The 15,343-nt window shown below is 37.2% G+C and carries 17 protein-coding genes; 12 read left to right on the top strand and 5 right to left on the bottom strand.

The genetic code is table 11. The features are described 5' to 3' along the window. Nucleotides 1-230: 230 nt before the first annotated feature. The 6 genes from Ami3637_RS19225 to Ami3637_RS03970 are packed head-to-tail and all read left to right on the top strand — an operon-like array spanning nucleotide 231 to nucleotide 7,075. Nucleotides 231-443 carry a copper ion binding protein gene (locus Ami3637_RS19225; RefSeq protein ID WP_202931087.1) on the top strand — a complete coding sequence of 71 codons (213 nt, stop codon included), beginning with the start codon at nucleotides 231-233 and terminating at the stop codon, nucleotides 441-443. Between the two features lie 37 nt (nucleotides 444-480). Beyond that, on the top strand, nucleotides 481-2,730 hold the full coding sequence (locus Ami3637_RS03990; protein ID WP_162361426.1) for a heavy metal translocating P-type ATPase: 2,250 nt from the start codon (nucleotides 481-483) through the stop codon (nucleotides 2,728-2,730). 15 nt (nucleotides 2,731-2,745) lie between these two features. Beyond that, nucleotides 2,746-3,429, top strand: coding sequence for a hypothetical protein (locus tag Ami3637_RS03985; RefSeq protein WP_202931086.1), 684 nt, complete (start codon nucleotides 2,746-2,748; stop codon nucleotides 3,427-3,429). 51 nt (nucleotides 3,430-3,480) lie between these two features. Then, on the top strand, nucleotides 3,481-4,905 hold the full coding sequence (locus Ami3637_RS03980) for an urease accessory protein UreH domain-containing protein (RefSeq protein ID WP_162361425.1): 1,425 nt from the start codon (nucleotides 3,481-3,483) through the stop codon (nucleotides 4,903-4,905). 52 nt (nucleotides 4,906-4,957) lie between these two features. Beyond that, nucleotides 4,958-5,662, top strand: a complete 705-nt coding sequence (locus Ami3637_RS03975) for a response regulator transcription factor (protein WP_162361424.1) — start codon at nucleotides 4,958-4,960, stop codon at nucleotides 5,660-5,662. 24 nt (nucleotides 5,663-5,686) lie between these two features. Further along, entirely contained in the window at nucleotides 5,687-7,075 is a 1,389-nt protein-coding gene (locus Ami3637_RS03970; RefSeq protein WP_162361423.1) for a sensor histidine kinase, read from the top strand. Nucleotides 7,076-7,118: 43 nt separating this feature from the next. Here the strand turns inward: Ami3637_RS03970 and Ami3637_RS03965 are convergent, their stop codons facing one another. After that, nucleotides 7,119-7,568: a DUF3955 domain-containing protein gene (locus Ami3637_RS03965; RefSeq protein ID WP_162361422.1), complete on the bottom strand. Its 450-nt coding sequence runs from the start codon at nucleotides 7,566-7,568 to the stop codon at nucleotides 7,119-7,121. Beyond that, the gene (locus tag Ami3637_RS03960; protein WP_162361421.1) at nucleotides 7,565-8,041 is read right to left on the bottom strand and encodes an RNA polymerase sigma factor; all 477 of its coding nucleotides are present in this window, start codon (nucleotides 8,039-8,041) and stop codon (nucleotides 7,565-7,567) included. Before Ami3637_RS03960 ends, Ami3637_RS03965 begins: the two co-directional genes overlap by 4 nt. 207 nt (nucleotides 8,042-8,248) lie before the next feature. Between Ami3637_RS03960 and Ami3637_RS03955 the strand changes: the two genes are divergently transcribed. From Ami3637_RS03955 to Ami3637_RS03940, 4 genes are all read left to right on the top strand, one after another. Continuing rightward, nucleotides 8,249-8,608 (top strand): YxeA family protein, encoded by a 360-nt coding sequence (locus Ami3637_RS03955; protein WP_162361420.1) that lies wholly within the window; start codon nucleotides 8,249-8,251, stop codon nucleotides 8,606-8,608. 153 nt (nucleotides 8,609-8,761) lie between these two features. After that, nucleotides 8,762-9,343 (top strand): TetR/AcrR family transcriptional regulator, encoded by a 582-nt coding sequence (locus tag Ami3637_RS03950; RefSeq protein WP_162361419.1) that lies wholly within the window; start codon nucleotides 8,762-8,764, stop codon nucleotides 9,341-9,343. Between the two features lie 17 nt (nucleotides 9,344-9,360). Then, nucleotides 9,361-9,597, top strand: coding sequence for a zinc ribbon domain-containing protein (locus Ami3637_RS03945; RefSeq protein ID WP_162361418.1), 237 nt, complete (start codon nucleotides 9,361-9,363; stop codon nucleotides 9,595-9,597). Nucleotides 9,598-9,630: 33 nt separating this feature from the next. Continuing rightward, entirely contained in the window at nucleotides 9,631-10,221 is a 591-nt protein-coding gene (locus Ami3637_RS03940) for a dienelactone hydrolase family protein (RefSeq protein WP_162361417.1), read from the top strand. Nucleotides 10,222-10,242: 21 nt separating this feature from the next. Here the strand turns inward: Ami3637_RS03940 and Ami3637_RS03935 are convergent, their stop codons facing one another. Beyond that, nucleotides 10,243-10,692 carry an Hsp20/alpha crystallin family protein gene (locus Ami3637_RS03935; protein WP_162361416.1) on the bottom strand — a complete coding sequence of 150 codons (450 nt, stop codon included), beginning with the start codon at nucleotides 10,690-10,692 and terminating at the stop codon, nucleotides 10,243-10,245. Nucleotides 10,693-10,920: 228 nt separating this feature from the next. Here Ami3637_RS03935 and Ami3637_RS03930 point away from each other — a divergent pair, with 228 nt between their 5' ends. Beyond that, nucleotides 10,921-11,847 (top strand): sensor domain-containing diguanylate cyclase, encoded by a 927-nt coding sequence (locus Ami3637_RS03930; RefSeq protein ID WP_162361415.1) that lies wholly within the window; start codon nucleotides 10,921-10,923, stop codon nucleotides 11,845-11,847. A gap of 97 nt (nucleotides 11,848-11,944) precedes the next feature. Here Ami3637_RS03930 and Ami3637_RS03925 read toward each other — a convergent pair whose 3' ends face one another. Together Ami3637_RS03925 and Ami3637_RS03920 are read right to left on the bottom strand one after the other, a co-directional pair. Then, complete coding sequence (locus tag Ami3637_RS03925) at nucleotides 11,945-13,879, bottom strand: M56 family metallopeptidase (protein WP_162361414.1); 1,935 nt, start codon at nucleotides 13,877-13,879, stop codon at nucleotides 11,945-11,947. Between the two features lies 1 nt (nucleotide 13,880). Continuing rightward, nucleotides 13,881-14,246, bottom strand: a complete 366-nt coding sequence (locus Ami3637_RS03920; RefSeq protein WP_162361413.1) for a BlaI/MecI/CopY family transcriptional regulator — start codon at nucleotides 14,244-14,246, stop codon at nucleotides 13,881-13,883. Nucleotides 14,247-14,520: 274 nt separating this feature from the next. Here Ami3637_RS03920 and Ami3637_RS03915 point away from each other — a divergent pair, with 274 nt between their 5' ends. Beyond that, nucleotides 14,521-15,318 carry a hypothetical protein gene (locus tag Ami3637_RS03915; RefSeq protein WP_162361412.1) on the top strand — a complete coding sequence of 266 codons (798 nt, stop codon included), beginning with the start codon at nucleotides 14,521-14,523 and terminating at the stop codon, nucleotides 15,316-15,318. The last annotated feature ends 25 nt before the right edge of the window (nucleotides 15,319-15,343 follow it).

Below are 15,343 nucleotides of genomic sequence, written 5' to 3'. Positions count from 1 at the left end.
GACTTGATTATAACATAACGTATTTAAAATAAACTACCCGTCAGAATATGTCAAATGAATAACTCTTTAATGGACCATCAACTGAAAGTAAGTGAATGGATCTTTATTTTTTTAAATCTCCATAATATCTTCATAAGGGATTGATAGTATGTGAACAGTAAATTATAAAGTTTAGAATCTGGTGCAAGGAAAAAAATCCGGCACTATGTGATAGTAAGGAGAGAAATATTATGTCAATAATAACGAAAAAGTTAAATGTAGCAGGAATGTCTTGCAGTCACTGTGAAAAGGCTGTGAAAAGTGCTCTGAATGAACTGGAGGGGGTACTTTTCACAGAGGTCTATTTGAATGAAAAAACTGTAATCGTTGAATATGACGAGGATACAGTAACAGAAAAAGTTTTAGCAGAGGTCATTTATGATGCAGGATATGAAGTAGTATAAATGCCTTAATAAAGAAACGAAAGAAAGGAAAAAGTTTATGCAAAAAGAAAAACTTCAGATTGTGGGTATGACGTGTGCAGCTTGTGCAAACAGAATAGAAAAAGTTGTCTCCAGACTGGAGGGGGTTTCTGCTGTATCAGTAAATTTTGCATCAGAAAAGCTTGTCACAGATTATGACCCGGAAAAGGTCTGCCTGGAAGATATAAAGAGTGCCATAGTAAAAGCTGGTTATGAAGCTTTAGAATTGCAGAAAAGGACTACTACAGATGAGGATAAAATACGAAAAGACAAGGAAATAAGGATTTTGTGGAGGAAATTCATGATTTCTGCAGTGTGTTGTATACCGCTTCTGTATCTGGCTATGGGAGCTATGATCTGGTGGCTGCGGTTTCCTATACCCACCCTTTTAAAGCCCATGCAATATCCCTTAAATTATGCATTTACTCAAATTGCATTACTGCTGCCTATATTAATTGCAGGACACAAATTTTATTCTGTAGGATTTAAAGCTGCTTTAAGCAGGAGTCCCAATATGGACTCATTGATTGCCATGGGAACCTCTGCGGCAGTGATATACAGTCTATATTCAACTTACCGGATTGCCATGGGTGACTTCAGTTATATGGAAGATTTGTACTTTGAAACGGCAGGAGTTATTATCACATTGATTTTATTAGGAAAATCTCTTGAAGCTGTTTCAAAAGGAAAGACTTCAGAAGCTATTAAAAAATTAATGGAGCTTGCTCCCAAAACAGCCATTGTCATACAGAATGGGAAAGAAGTCGTATTACCCATTGAAGACGTAGATGCAGGGGATGTTATTCTGGTAAGACCTGGGGAGAAAATACCTGTAGATGGAGTTGTATTGGAGGGATATACCTCCATTGATGAATCCATGCTCACGGGTGAAAGTATACCAATAGAAAAAAAAGAAGGGGATAAGGTCTTTGCCGCCAGTCTTAATATAAATGGTTCTATTCAGTTCCAGGCTACCAAAGTGGGAAGTGATACTGCACTGGCGCAGATTATAAAACTGGTAGAGGACGCTCAGGGGACAAAGGCTCCTATTGCAAAAATGGCAGATATTGTTTCAGGATATTTTGTGCCAATCGTATTTTCTATTGCCCTTATAGCATCTGCAGCATGGCTGATTACCGGACAAACTGCGGTATTTGCACTGACCATCTTTATTTCCGTTCTTGTCATCGCCTGTCCATGTGCACTGGGGCTTGCTACTCCTACTGCTATCATGGTGGGAACCGGCAAAGGAGCGGAATACGGCATTTTGATTAAAGGGGGAGAAGCCCTGGAGTCTACACACAAAATAAATACCATTGTCTTTGATAAAACAGGCACCATAACCGAGGGAAAACCGGAAGTAACGGATATCGTAACAGCTGGGCAGTTTACCAGGAGAGAATTATTGCAGCTCGCTGCCTCTGCGGAAAAAGGATCCGAACATCCTCTAGGGGAAGCTATTGTTCGTGGAGCAAAAAAAGAGAATCTCCACATGCTGAAACTAGATAGTTTTAAGGCTTTACCCGGATATGGAATAGAAGTTTCTGTAAATAGTAAAAAAGTGATTTTGGGAAATAAAAAGCTCATGATTAACCAGGATATTTCCCTGTCCAATTTGGAAATGGAATCAGACCAACTAGCTTCAGAAGGAAAAACACCTATGTACATTGCTATGGAAAATGAAATAGCAGGAATCATAGCGGTTGCAGATGTGGTCAAGGAAAGCAGCGCCAGAGCCATAGAACGACTTCATGGGATGGGGATAGAAGTAGCTATGATTACAGGAGATAACCAGAGAACTGCAGAGGCCATTGCCAGACAGGTGGGAATCGACCGGGTGTTAGCAGAGGTATTACCTCAGGACAAATCCAATGAAGTTAAAAAACTGCAGTCTGAGGGACGAATCGTATCCATGGTAGGAGACGGCATCAATGATGCACCGGCCCTGGTACAAGCTGATATTGGAATAGCTATTGGTTCAGGCACAGATGTAGCTATGGAATCTGCAGATATTGTATTAATGAAAAGTGATTTGATGGATGTTCCAACTGCAATTGAATTAAGTAAAAGTACAATCAGAAATATCAGGCAAAATCTGTTCTGGGCTTTTGGTTATAATGTGCTGGGAATTCCAGTGGCAGCAGGTATTTTATATGTTTTTGGAGGGCCGACTTTAAATCCTATTTTCGCAGCAGCAGCTATGTCCTTAAGCTCTGTTTCCGTTTTGACTAATGCACTCAGATTAAAGGGGTTTAAACCCCACAAGTAAAAGGAGAATTTAGATATGAGATATATGAAATATAAAATACTGATTATGGCACTTTCAATTACATTGATTATTTCCCTTTCCGCCTGTAGTCAATCCGATGTTGTGGGTAAGGTGGCAAAGACTTCATTTAAGTCAGTATTGGAAGCAATGCCAAATGAAATTAAAGAGGATGAAATAAATGGAGGCTGGTCCTTAAGTGCTCCAGATGAATCAGCGAGGTTTATATGGAGTAAAGATTACAGCAAGAGTCCAATGCATGATATCATGATTGAATTTGATGCGAAGCCATTTATTAATGCCGGGTTAGATGTAAGTAAACTGCCGAAAGGAATATTTTTGGAAGACAAAATCATGTTGGGGACAGAGTTGGGAAATGATGAATTGAAATATTCAGGAAAGCCTACTCCTTCTGCATCTTTTAATAAGTTAGTAGAAAATTACAGAAAATCCATTGGATACCATGAAGCATTAGATCACTATGGGGTGGATTTGGGCGACGGAAATAAATTTGAATGGGCAAAAGATATGGGTACAAATGATAAGGATATTGTTTTTGTAGTAAATCCAGAAATATTTATCAATGCAGGGGTCAATCCGGATAAAGTAGAAGGTTGGAAATATGCGGATGTTGAAACAAAAGACGATAGCGGCAAACCAATCAAAGTAAAGAAGTTTTTAAAACCTTTTGATATAAAATAGCAGGTTAACCGTAAGTGGCCGTACGATTTCAGAAAAAAGGAGGAATGAGAAATGGGAAAAAGGATGATTAAAAAAATATTTAAGGTAGGCGGAATGACTTGTACAGGCTGTGAAACCAAAATTGAAAATAAACTGAAAAACACTGAAGGTGTTCAGGAAGTCCTGGCAAGCTATGTAAAGGGAAGTATATCAGTTACCTATGATTCAGAGAAAATTAAAGGGGAAGATGTCATAAAGATAATAAAGAAGCTTGGGTATGATGTGGAGGCAAATGGGGATGAATCTCGTAAGGAAACAACAAAGGGTTCTTATAACCAGCAGATCATCATGGTGATTATTATCTTTGGAATGTATCTCATAGTTAAAAATACAGTGGGTTTTAATTTTATACCTGAAATCAGTCCAAACATGGGATATGGCTTACTGTTACTTGTAGGCCTTTTATCCTCCCTTCACTGCATTGCCATGTGTGGAGGTATTAATTTATCCTTGTGTATATCGCATAAATCTGATCAGGGGGGTAAAAGTAATCTTGCTAAAGCTGTACCCGGTCTGCTTTATAATGCAGGAAGAGTGGTGTCTTATACCATAATAGGTGGTATTGTTGGTGCGCTGGGATCTGTATTCAGCCTTTCCAGCATGGGGAGTGCTTTTATTACTGTTTTGGCAGGGACTTTTATGGTGATTATGGGGCTGAACATGCTGGACTTGTTTCCCTGGATGAGAAAACTCAATCCTCATATGCCTAAAATATTTGCCAATAAAATATACAGAACAAAAACCAATAAAGGTCCCTTTATTGTTGGACTCCTAAATGGATTAATGCCCTGCGGGCCTTTGCAGGCCATGCAGCTATATGCCCTTGGCACTGGCAGCTTTTTAAGCGGAGCTTTATCTATGTTTATGTTTAGTTTAGGGACAGTTCCACTGCTGCTGGGGTTTGGAGTGCTGGGCTCCATGCTTAGTTCCAGGTTTGCTAGAAATATGGTAAAATGCAGTGCAGTACTAGTAATTGTATTAGGGCTGGTTATGCTGAACAGAGGGATGGCTTTTACAGGTATTACGATTCCTTCTGTTTCTGCTGCTAGCGGAAATAATGTGAGTATCAGTACAGTTTCAGGTGAAAAGCAGCAGGTAACAACCAGTCTGAAGGGAGGACGGTATGCCCCTATTGCAGTACAGGAGGGAATACCTGTAAAGTGGACAATAAATGTTGATTCAAATGATTTGAATGGATGTAATCGTGAAATAATCATTCCAGAGTACAACATTAAGAAAGAATTGAAGACAGGGGAAAATCTAATCGAATTTACTCCGACTAAAACCGGCACTTTTGGATACAGTTGCTGGATGGGTATGATAAACAGCAGTATTACAGTGGTGGATGATATTGAGAATGCAGATACAGGCAAAGTTGCAGGAGCAGCAGCCACCAAAGCAAGTAATTCTGGTTCCATGGGATGTTGCGGAATATAATCTGTAATCACAGATAATTATATGCTATATTGTAGGTATGGAGGGATCAAAGATGAGTGAAGAGAAGAAAAAGGTACTGATTGTGGAAGATGAGCCCAAGATAGTTGAAGCGGTAATGGCTTATCTGAAAAAAAGTGGCTATAATCCCTTTGTTGCCTATGATGGAGAGAAAGCCCTTACATTGTTTCATAATGTTAGCCCGGATCTGGTAATTTTGGATTTGATGTTACCAAAAATATCTGGTGAAGAAGTATGCAAAACCATAAGAAGAAACTCCAGAGTTCCCATTATCATGCTTACGGCTAAGGTCAGCGAAGAGGAAATGATAACGGGCTTAAATATTGGAGCAGATGATTATGTGACAAAACCTTTCAGTCCCAGAGAATTAATGGCCAGAATCAGCAGCTTATTGAGACGCACTGATCAGGGGGTATCACCTCTGTTTCATACAATGAGCTGGAATGATAATGATTTAGAAATAGACCTGAATAATCACACTGTAAAGAAATCCGGCATGGAGATCAGTCTGACTCCCATTGAGTTCAAACTACTATGTGTACTGATTAAGTACCCCAAAAAAACGTTTACACGGGAAGAACTTATTGGGGTTGTTCTAGGAACAGATTATGAGGGGTTTGAGAGGACCATTGATTCACATATAAAAAATCTAAGGAGTAAAATTGAGGATGACACGGCAAATCCAAGGTATATTCTGACGGTCCGGGGGCTTGGCTATAAATTTGGTGGAATCTCATAATCATCAATTTAGAAAGAGGAAGATATGAATTTAAGTCTGAAAGTTAAATTAACCATATCCTATGTTTTGCTTTCCCTGTTTCTGGTTACTTCCCTGTTATTTGCATCCAACTACTTACTGGAAAAAAAGTTTCAAACTTATGTTATAAATACCCAGGACAAAAAGAATCAGGATATTGTTTATCTGGTGACAGATGAATTTGGAAAAAACGGGGAATTCCCAAGTGAAAGTATGCTGAGAAATCTTGGGAATACGGCACTGGCCCAGGGACTGGTTCTGATGGTGTCCGATACAAAAGACAACCAGATATTTTGTATGAGTACATTAGACAGCCGGATTTGTGATAATATGCTGGACAGCATGCGCTCAAATATGGCCAGAATATATCCAAATTTCAAGGGAGAATATGTTGAAAAGCACTATGATGTAATAAAAAATAATGTTAAGGTAGCAACGGTCACCCTTGGCTATTATGGACCTTATTTCTATAATGACGAAGATGTTCAGTTTATAAAGGTTCTTAATAGAGTTTTTATTACCGTTGGCATGTTATTTTTAATTATTGCAGCAGTTTTTGGCTTCTATATGGCTAACAGAATGTCCAGACCAATAAAAAAAGTAATTGATAAAACAAGGCAGATTGAAGAAGGAAACTATACAGAAAGGTTAACTTTTTCTTCAGGGACAATTGAGCTTAACCAGTTAATTCAAAGTGTAAACAGGTTGGCTGATTCCTTACAGAGACAGCAGCATTCTAAAAAGCAAATGGCAAAAGATTACGCCCACGAATTCCGGACTCCATTAGCCTCCCTGCAGTCTAACTTGGAAGCCATGATTGATGGAGTACTGGAAACAACACCTGAAAGGCTGGAAAGCTGTAGGACAGAGATTTTAAGGCTTACCAGAATGTTATCAGACATTGATAAAATTGTGAAAATTGAAAATGAAAGTCTGCTGCTTGATAAAACCAAGTTCGATTTACAGGATCTGGTTCATCAGGTGGTTTTAAACTTTCAGCCGGAACTGGACAGCCTGAAGCTTCAACTGAAAGTGAGTACAAAATCTTGTGAAATTTATGCGGATAAAGACAAGATTGTTCAGGTAATTATAAATCTTCTCTCCAATGCCATAAAATATACAGATGAGGGCGGAGACATACAGATTACAGCCAATAGATATTTGGATAAAGCAGAACTTATCGTTTCAGATACGGGTGAGGGAATAGCCCAGGAAGAACTGCCCAATATCTTTGAACATTTATACCGGGCTGATAAATCACGTAGTCGGAATACAGGCGGATCGGGTATTGGCTTATCCGTAGTAAAGGCTATTGTTGATGCACATAATGGGCACATAGAAGTAAAAACCCAACTGGGCAAGGGAAGCAGTTTTATTATTACCCTTCCCCAGTGATATAAGCTATAACTCCTGCTGAATCTAAAGTTGATTTTCAGATTCAGCTTTTTTTATTATTCTTTTTGAGTTTGGCTATTAGTAAAAAAAGAAGATTGAATATCAATGAAATGATGAACAATAAAATAAACAGATATCCAATTGGTATCAAAGCAAAGGGCTCAACCAGGGTCCCATCTGGCAAAAGTTTTGAACCAATCAAATTATAAGAAACAAAACAAATGAGAGCTGCTAATGCTGAAATTAACATGGAACCTCTTGTAAACGAAACTCGCTTATCTTTTTTCCACTTCTCTGAAATATTTTCCATAAATTTTACCTCCTGATTTGAAATAGTCGGACTTTCTAAATGCATATTAAGTTTTTGCAACTCATCTCTGCACTGAGGACAGTCAGCTAAATGTTCTTCAACTAACAAAGCGCTTTCTTTACTACACACTTTGTCATAATACAATGGCAGCAGATCTTTAATGACTTCACATGATAATTTCATTTCAACTTCTCCTTTAACTTTATTCTTGCACGATGATAGGTGACTCTTGACCAACTTTCTGTTTTCCCAAACAGCTCGGCTATTTTTAAAAAGGATAAATCCCCAAAAAAACGCAGGGTGAAGACCTCTTTATAAGGTTCCTCTAAATTATGGAGCAATTTATGAATTTCAAATGCACCTTCATTGCCGGCTAATAATTGTTCAAAACCAGAGTCAGAATAATCTCCTATATCATCTATGTTTTCGAAATTGATTTTTTCTTTCCTTAAATATGAAAAGTATGCATTCTTTGCTATTTGACAAAGCCAGACACTCATCTTACAGTTTCCCTTGAAACTGTCAATGCTTTTTAAAGCTTTGAAAAAGGTTTCCTGGGTTATATCTTCTGCAATATTTTCATTCTTAGAAAGACATAGAACATATCTATATACATCCTTAAAATATTTGGAGTATATTTCTTCAAATTCCGTCACATTCTCACCGCCTTTCCTATATAAGACTAATGTAATCTGGTTATGTTACAACATTTTGAAAAATAATTTTAGCGTTAACAAAGGTTATTAGCGGAATTTAAGTAATTAAGATTTTTGTAATATAAATGTCAGATTTAGTCAAGGTTTTACTATTAAAATATCATCAGAACGCAAGAATAACAATAAAAAAAGGGAGGGAACAGCGTTTTGAAAAAATTTCTATTAGTAATTGGGGTCATAATACTAGTAATCAGTGCTTATTTTATTATGTCTTTTGATTCAGATAAACTGGATCCAGATAATCCAAGCGGGAAGACTGTATATTATACAACCATTAATAATGATAAAGTAGAATTAAATGGAGATAACAGATACGAATATAAGTTATCTTGTTATGACGAAAAAGGAAAGGAAAAGAGCCTGGATTTTACCACGGGTAAAGAGTTAAAAGCTGGCGCCTACGTGAAGCTCTTTCATGCAACTTTCCGGGGGGTTACTCATTGGGAAGAAGTAAAGCAAAGTGATTTGCCTGAGAGAGTACAGAAAATTTATAAAAATAATAAGTAAAAACGAAGAGCCCTTTAAATATAAAATCTGGTATATTTAAAGGGTTTTTGGTTATAAGCCGAAAGATTTAACAATTTGTAAATTTGTATTTGACAAATATAACGGGGCGAATTATAATGAGTATACACTCAATGAGTTAGGAGTCAACAAATAATGAGCAAGAGAGATGAACAAAAAGCCAAGACCAGACAAATTATTATCCATGCAGCTTTTGAACAGTTTTCAAAGGGAGGACTGATTAATACCCCAACTGCCTCTGTGGCAAAAGCAGCAGGAGTTTCCCACGGCACTATATTTGCACATTTCCCCACAAGAGAGGATTTGCTAGATGCCGTGATAGAGGAATTTGGTATAAGAGTCTCCGAGCGAATGCATGAACTGGCCCAAGGTGCGTGTGGGATGAGAGAAATTCTCCAGGTTCATTTGAAGGGAATCAGTGAGTACGAAAACTTTTACATAAGGTTGATTTCAGAAACCCCGCTGCTTCATGAAGATACAAAAAATACCCTGATTATGATACAGTCTGCTGTGTCCTTTCATCTGACACAGGTTGCGGAAAGAGAAATGGAAAAACATATTATCAAAAGGATGCCTTTAAATCTTATGTTTAATACATGGCTGGGGCTTATACATTATTATCTGGCAAACAGGGATTTATTTGCACCGGAAGGATCTGTCATTTCAAGATACGGAGAAGAATGGGTTCAACACTTTATGAATTTAATTTCTTTATAAAAAGGAGGATAAGAAAGATGAAAATGTGTATTGCATGTGGTATGCCTATGAAGGCAAAAGAAGATTTTGCAATGGGTGATGAGAGTAAGGACTATTGCAGGTACTGTGCCAGACCAGATGGTTCTATGCAGTCTTACGATGAAAAACTGGAAGGCATGACTGATTTTATTGTCAGAACTCAGGGCTTGGATAAAGCTGCCGGAGAAAATGCAGCTAGAGGTATGATGGAAAAGCTGCCGGCCTGGAAAAAATAATTATAAAAGTAATTATATAAGGAATTTGATAAAATGCTGAAATATATAAATCATAATCAGATGGCGTGCATTGTTTTGCATGAGATTTATGGCATAAATGATTTTATTAGAAATATCTGTCTTCAATACCATCAGGAGGGGGCTGATGTTTACTGCCCCGACTTACTGAAAAAGGAAAGCCACTTTCACTACGGGGAAGCTGCAGAAGCATACTCCTATTTTACTAGTGAGATTGGGTTTGAGGTCTATAGAGATATTCTCGATTTAATAAAAGAGTTGAAAGAATCCTATGAAAGGGTAGTTGTTATAGGATTCAGCATTGGCGCTACTATTGCATGGCGATGCTGCCAAAGTTCATATTGTGATGCAGTTGTAGCCTGCTATGGCTCCAGAATAAGAGACTATCTACATTTAGAACCTAAGTGCAAAACTTATCTGATGTTTGCGGAAATGGATTCTTTTGATGTGGATTTTGTATGTAAAGAGTTGTTGAAAAAACAAAATACTGAAATACTCAGGATAAATGCACATCACGGTTTTCTGGATAAATATTCGGCTTCCTTTGATCAGGAAAAATCTGACTATTTTAATTTGCAGAGGAAAAAATGGGGAGTTTTTCATTAACTCCCCATTTTATTGATGTTACTATTTTATTTCTATTTGCAGTTTGTTAGAAGGCTGTTCAATTTTTGGAAGAGAAATCTTCAATATACCATCTTCCAGTTTTGCTTCCACAGTAGCCACATCTATATCTTTTAGATAAACAGAACGCTGCATGGAACTGCTTCTGCGTTCTCTGTGAAGAAAATTCTCTTTTTCTTCATTTATTTCTTCATTTTTTTCTACTTTGATGATTAGGTAATCATTTTGATAATCCAGTTTAATTTCTTCTTTTTTTGTGCCAGGCATTTCTGCTTCTACAAGATAGGCATTTCCCTGATCTTTTACGTCCAGCTTAAAGGCTTGGCTGCCAGGATTTCTAAGACTGAACGGATTGTCACTGAAAAAGTCATCTAACATATTGTAGAAGTCTATAAAATCGTGCCCGTCTCGCTTCTGAAGCTGATTTCTGTTTAAAGGTGTTAATCCAAACATATTGACTCCTCCTTTTGATATATGAAATATATTATATAACTTTTGTTAGCACTCTATAATAGTGAGTGCTAACTTTAAATAAAGAATACCTCCGGCTTTTATTTTTGTCAATAGAAAAAAAGAAATATTTTAAAAACTTTATTTTATTAAAGGAATTGATTTGATAAAATTATGCAAGGATATATAATGTGCATATAGCAATTGAAAAATAATGTTGGGGTAATAATCATGTATAATATAAAGGAATATAATCGATATAAATATGTACTGGAAAACATTAAAGATATTATTTGGGAAATGGATGCCAGTTTAGTCTTTACTTTCGTCAGTGAGGCTTCAGAAGAAACAGCTGGTTATAAGGCAGAGGAACTAGTTGGCCGGTGCATGCTGGATTTTCTTACCCCAGAATCAAAGAATTATGTTGCACAAAAATGGAGAGAAAGGTTTACAGGCACAGAAAATTTGAAAAAAATCATATTATATGATGTTCAGTTTGTGTGCAAAGACGGAAGTTTAATATGGGTAGAAGTTTCTGTAAAACCCATTATTAACAATGATAAATTAATGGGTTATATTGGAGTTACAAGAGATATTTCAGAAAAGAAAAGTCATGAAGAAGAATTAAAAAAATATATTGAGGAACTTAAATACGCCAATAAAAGATTAGAAGAAATGGCTACCTTTGATATGCTCACAGGAGCATACAACAGGAGGAAATTTGAATACTTCGTTAAAATGTCCATTGAGAAAAAAGAAAATTCAGGGATATCCTTTTGCATCATTATGTTTGACATAGACTTTTTTAAGAAGGTAAATGATACTTTCGGACATAGAGAGGGAGACCGCATATTAAAAGAAATAACTGCAATCGTAAAAAGCAGTTTAAGGGAGCAGGATAAAGTATTCCGATGGGGAGGAGAAGAATTTATCATTCTTTTGCCGGAGTTACCCCTGGAAAGAACGGAAGAAATAGCAGAAAGTCTCAGAAAGGCAGTAGAACAAAATGATTTTGGAATAAAAAATCACCCTGTTACCATAAGCCTGGGAATTGGGGAATATGTAATTAATGACAGCATAGAACAGTTTGTTTCACGTGTTGATAATGGCTTATTAAAAGCTAAATCCACAGGACGGAACCGGGTGATAATAGGATAGCTTTTTACAATGTCAAATATTTATTTAATCAAAAATGCCGGATAAAACAGGGGAACCCCCAGTTTATCTGGCATTCTATTCTTTTTATATAATCCTATCAATTAACTTTAAATAATGAATATAACATGTCAGCTCTCATATAGGTGAGGGTTCCAATTGTTCCATCGGGAGTATAAAGAAGTCCGTACTCGCCATTTTTAAAGTCAACAGCATTATAACTATATTTTCCAGTATCTGAATGTATCACCTTTTCCACAGGCACCAATGAACCTTTAAATGGATTATTCAGAGGTTTATAGGGTATCTCAACCAGGTTATTATCTGATACCGTATAAACAAACATTTTTTTGCTGCTCACGGGATGTAGCTGTACCGTGCTTCCATCCTCGCTTACGGAAACTTCACAATAATTATCTCCCTGTGTTGCGTCACATTTCAAGGCTTTTAAATCAAGACTGCGAACAATCTGCAAAGTATTTAAGTCGTATACATAAAGCCCAAAATATCCATGAAAAATTACAGTGGTATCTGAGGCATAATCCAGAACAGCCATATCTGCTCCAAGGCTTTGCTTTGCCGTCCATTGTGCCTGTAAAGGTACAAGCTCTGTCTGACTTTTTTCTGACAGGTTAATCTGATCTAATCTTTCCATTAATTTTGAAAGGTCTTTTGGACTCTTCCCATACTCCCGTACATCACATCTCAATACGGTCTCTATTTCCGACCGTGTAAAACTGTAATAAAACTGACTGGAAGAAAGGGCAGGATTGCTCCAATGGCCTATATGAGTAATTGAATCCATATTATCCACGGTGGCCATTAATAATGCAGAAATTTTAAAAAAGTCCTTTTTATCCGTTACAAGAGAGTCATTTTTAGTGGAGTAATGGATAGTGGCACTATAAGGCTTAGTTGATGTGTTGAGCTGAACTTCACTACGGGTAATCCCTTCAGGTAAGGGCAATGTGTCAAGTAATGTGATGACTTTGCTGTTGTTACCCAGATACGGGGTTCTGTTTTCATAGAGCTGATCAGCAGTCTGGATGGGATTGACTGTTGCAGGTATGTCTGTTTCTTTTGGATTTGATATGCACACAAAGATGACAATAGTGCAGAAGGCGGCAAGCATAACCATCAGAAAGATTCCGGGCTTTTTATAATCCAGTATATTTTTAATTCGCATTTTAACATTACTTTCCCCAAAAGCCAGTGGTATGGCATTTATTCTATGATTGTTCAGAGCCATAGATAAAAGCGAAGAAGAATAATCTTTCTTTATATTTGTGCCGAGTTTTTTTAAAACGCTTTCATCACAGGACATCTCCATATCTTTGGTCATCAACACAAAACTAATCCAGACAAGGGGATTAAACCAGTGAAGGCATAGAGACAGAAAGGCCAGGGGCTTTATCAGATGATCCCTTCTATTTATATGGGTCTGTTCATGCATTAGAATATAAGTACGTTGTTTTTGGTCTATATCTGCTGGTAAATAGATCTTAGGTTTTATGATGCCCAGAACAAAAGGAGATGAAATGCTCCCGGTTTCATATACGTTATTTTCAATCCGGATAGCAGTACACACTTTATGCTTCAACTTTACGTAAGATATTATACTGTAAACAAATATAGCTGCCACTCCTATAACCCAGAGAACAGACAGGACAAATATAATAATCTGCATGGGGTTATAACTTGCCTCAGGCAAAGCTGCCGGAAGGGATGAATTAATGGTTGAATCCATGGATTTAATTCCCGTGTTAACCTGTGGCAGAGCCATTGTTCCAATCTCAGAAGGAATATATTCCATCTTTCCGCTACCCATGCCAAATACATGTAGAAAACTAAAAACAGAGGTAAAGGAAAAAGGGCATATAAGACGAAACAGAACAACACTCCACAAGGCATAAGAAAAAATCTTTGGGGATTTCTTAAGCAGAAATCTGGCAAGGATGACGAAAAGCGTGATATAGCTGGCTGTAATGCTCATATTTAAAATATGTAAAAACAGATTTTCCAGGAACCCTTCCATTCTATACCTCCCGATAGCTGTCAATCAGCTTCTTTAATTCTTCAGCTTCCTGCTTACTTATGGTTTTGTCGTTCATGAATGCAGCAATAAAACCAGGAAGTGAACCACCAAATGTTCGGTCTATAAACTGCTCACTTTCATATTTTTGAACCTGTTCTTTTTCTATTAATGAGGTGACCAGCGCATCTTCATTTTTAAAGAAACCCCGGTCACAAAGTTTTTTTAAGACGGTATAGGTAGTAGATTTTTTCCATCCAAGATTCTTCTGGCAGAGTTTTACAAGGTCTCCAGAGCCCAGCGGTTCATTTTCCCAGATGATACATGCTAAACGGTAATCACTTTCACAAAGCTTCAGTTCTTCTGACATTTCTTGCCTCCTATTAGGTCTATAACAATAGACTTGATATGGAGAGTCTATCATTATAGACCTAATCTGTCAAGATGCTGAACCAATATATTTTTATTGGTTATGTTTTATTTAGCTTATGGTATAATACTTACAATTAGAATGAACAGAAAATATGGCTGACTGTTTACAATCTGTTTACATTTTAACTGTTTTTTATTCATATTTAACCGTTATCCTTTGATTATACCAAGTGAAGATATGTTTTACAGGTTGAAGAAAGGAGAAAACGGAAATGAATAAGAAGAGTAAAAAAATGATTGGTTTAATGGTAGCAATGGCATTGGTAGCTGGAGGTGCAGCAAATGCCTTCGCAGCTGAATCTGATGATACATCAGATGTTCAAAAGGAAACCCAGACAGTGCAGACAGATACTGTTGATCAGGTAAAAAGTGCTGATGAAGCAATCCAGATTGCTGAAGATACACAAGCTATAGAAAATGCAGATAATGTTCAGCAGTTGGAAAACATTGACGCAGCAGATACAACGACAGATGGTGCTATTCAGAATCAGACTACAGAAGATGTTAATAACAGTCCTGCAGTGAATGATAATAAAAGCAAGATAGCAGAAATGAAAGCTAAACTTCAGGATATGAAGAAAGATATGATGACCCTGCGAGCTGCCAGACTTGGTGTAAACGTTGAGGGAATGACTCTGGAAGAAATGAAAGCTGCCATACAAAAAGCCGCTATGGAGAGAATTAGTGCAGCAGCAGCTAAATATAGCATCAATACAGATGGGCTGACTAAAGAACAGATTAAGGAACTTGTAAAAGCAAAGAAAACAGAAAATAAAGCAGCCCTGGAGACTGCAAAGACAGAAAAAGCAGCTTTGAAAGCAGAAATTAAAGAGATAAGAGAAGCAACGAAAGCGCAAAATGCAGACCTTAGAACAGAGATGAAAGCCAACAGAGAAGCAACGAAAGCGCAGAATGCCCAACTTAGAACAGAAGTGAAAGCAAATAAAGCAGAGGCCAAAGAAAAAATCAAACAGAGTAAAGATACTGACAGCGCAGAAACAGAGCAGTAGTTTTACTAAAGTAGAAAAGAGAGCA

The organism is Aminipila terrae, from assembly GCF_010120715.1.
GTDB lineage: Bacteria > Bacillota > Clostridia > Peptostreptococcales > Anaerovoracaceae > Aminipila > Aminipila terrae.
The sequence above is the reverse complement of the archived record's forward strand: the minus strand, read 5'-3'. Positions and strand labels throughout refer to the sequence as shown.

Excerpts from the sequence above, each read along its gene's own strand:
- Ami3637_RS19225 (WP_202931087.1), top strand. The coding sequence starts at position 231 with ATGTCAATAATAACGAAAAAGTTAAATGTAGCAGGAATGTCTTGCAGT.
- Ami3637_RS03990 (WP_162361426.1), top strand. The coding sequence starts at position 481 with ATGCAAAAAGAAAAACTTCAGATTGTGGGTATGACGTGTGCAGCTTGT.
- Ami3637_RS03985 (WP_202931086.1), top strand. The coding sequence starts at position 2,746 with ATGAGATATATGAAATATAAAATACTGATTATGGCACTTTCAATTACA.
- Ami3637_RS03980 (WP_162361425.1), top strand. The coding sequence starts at position 3,481 with ATGGGAAAAAGGATGATTAAAAAAATATTTAAGGTAGGCGGAATGACT.
- Ami3637_RS03975 (WP_162361424.1), top strand. The coding sequence starts at position 4,958 with ATGAGTGAAGAGAAGAAAAAGGTACTGATTGTGGAAGATGAGCCCAAG.
- Ami3637_RS03970 (WP_162361423.1), top strand. The coding sequence starts at position 5,687 with ATGAATTTAAGTCTGAAAGTTAAATTAACCATATCCTATGTTTTGCTT.
- Ami3637_RS03965 (WP_162361422.1), bottom strand. The coding sequence starts at position 7,568 with ATGAAATTATCATGTGAAGTCATTAAAGATCTGCTGCCATTGTATTAT.
- Ami3637_RS03950 (WP_162361419.1), top strand. The coding sequence starts at position 8,762 with ATGAGCAAGAGAGATGAACAAAAAGCCAAGACCAGACAAATTATTATC.
- Ami3637_RS03945 (WP_162361418.1), top strand. The coding sequence starts at position 9,361 with ATGAAAATGTGTATTGCATGTGGTATGCCTATGAAGGCAAAAGAAGAT.
- Ami3637_RS03940 (WP_162361417.1), top strand. The coding sequence starts at position 9,631 with ATGCTGAAATATATAAATCATAATCAGATGGCGTGCATTGTTTTGCAT.
- Ami3637_RS03935 (WP_162361416.1), bottom strand. The coding sequence starts at position 10,692 with ATGTTTGGATTAACACCTTTAAACAGAAATCAGCTTCAGAAGCGAGAC.
- Ami3637_RS03930 (WP_162361415.1), top strand. The coding sequence starts at position 10,921 with ATGTATAATATAAAGGAATATAATCGATATAAATATGTACTGGAAAAC.
- Ami3637_RS03925 (WP_162361414.1), bottom strand. The coding sequence starts at position 13,879 with ATGGAAGGGTTCCTGGAAAATCTGTTTTTACATATTTTAAATATGAGC.
- Ami3637_RS03920 (WP_162361413.1), bottom strand. The coding sequence starts at position 14,246 with ATGTCAGAAGAACTGAAGCTTTGTGAAAGTGATTACCGTTTAGCATGT.
- Ami3637_RS03915 (WP_162361412.1), top strand. The coding sequence starts at position 14,521 with ATGAATAAGAAGAGTAAAAAAATGATTGGTTTAATGGTAGCAATGGCA.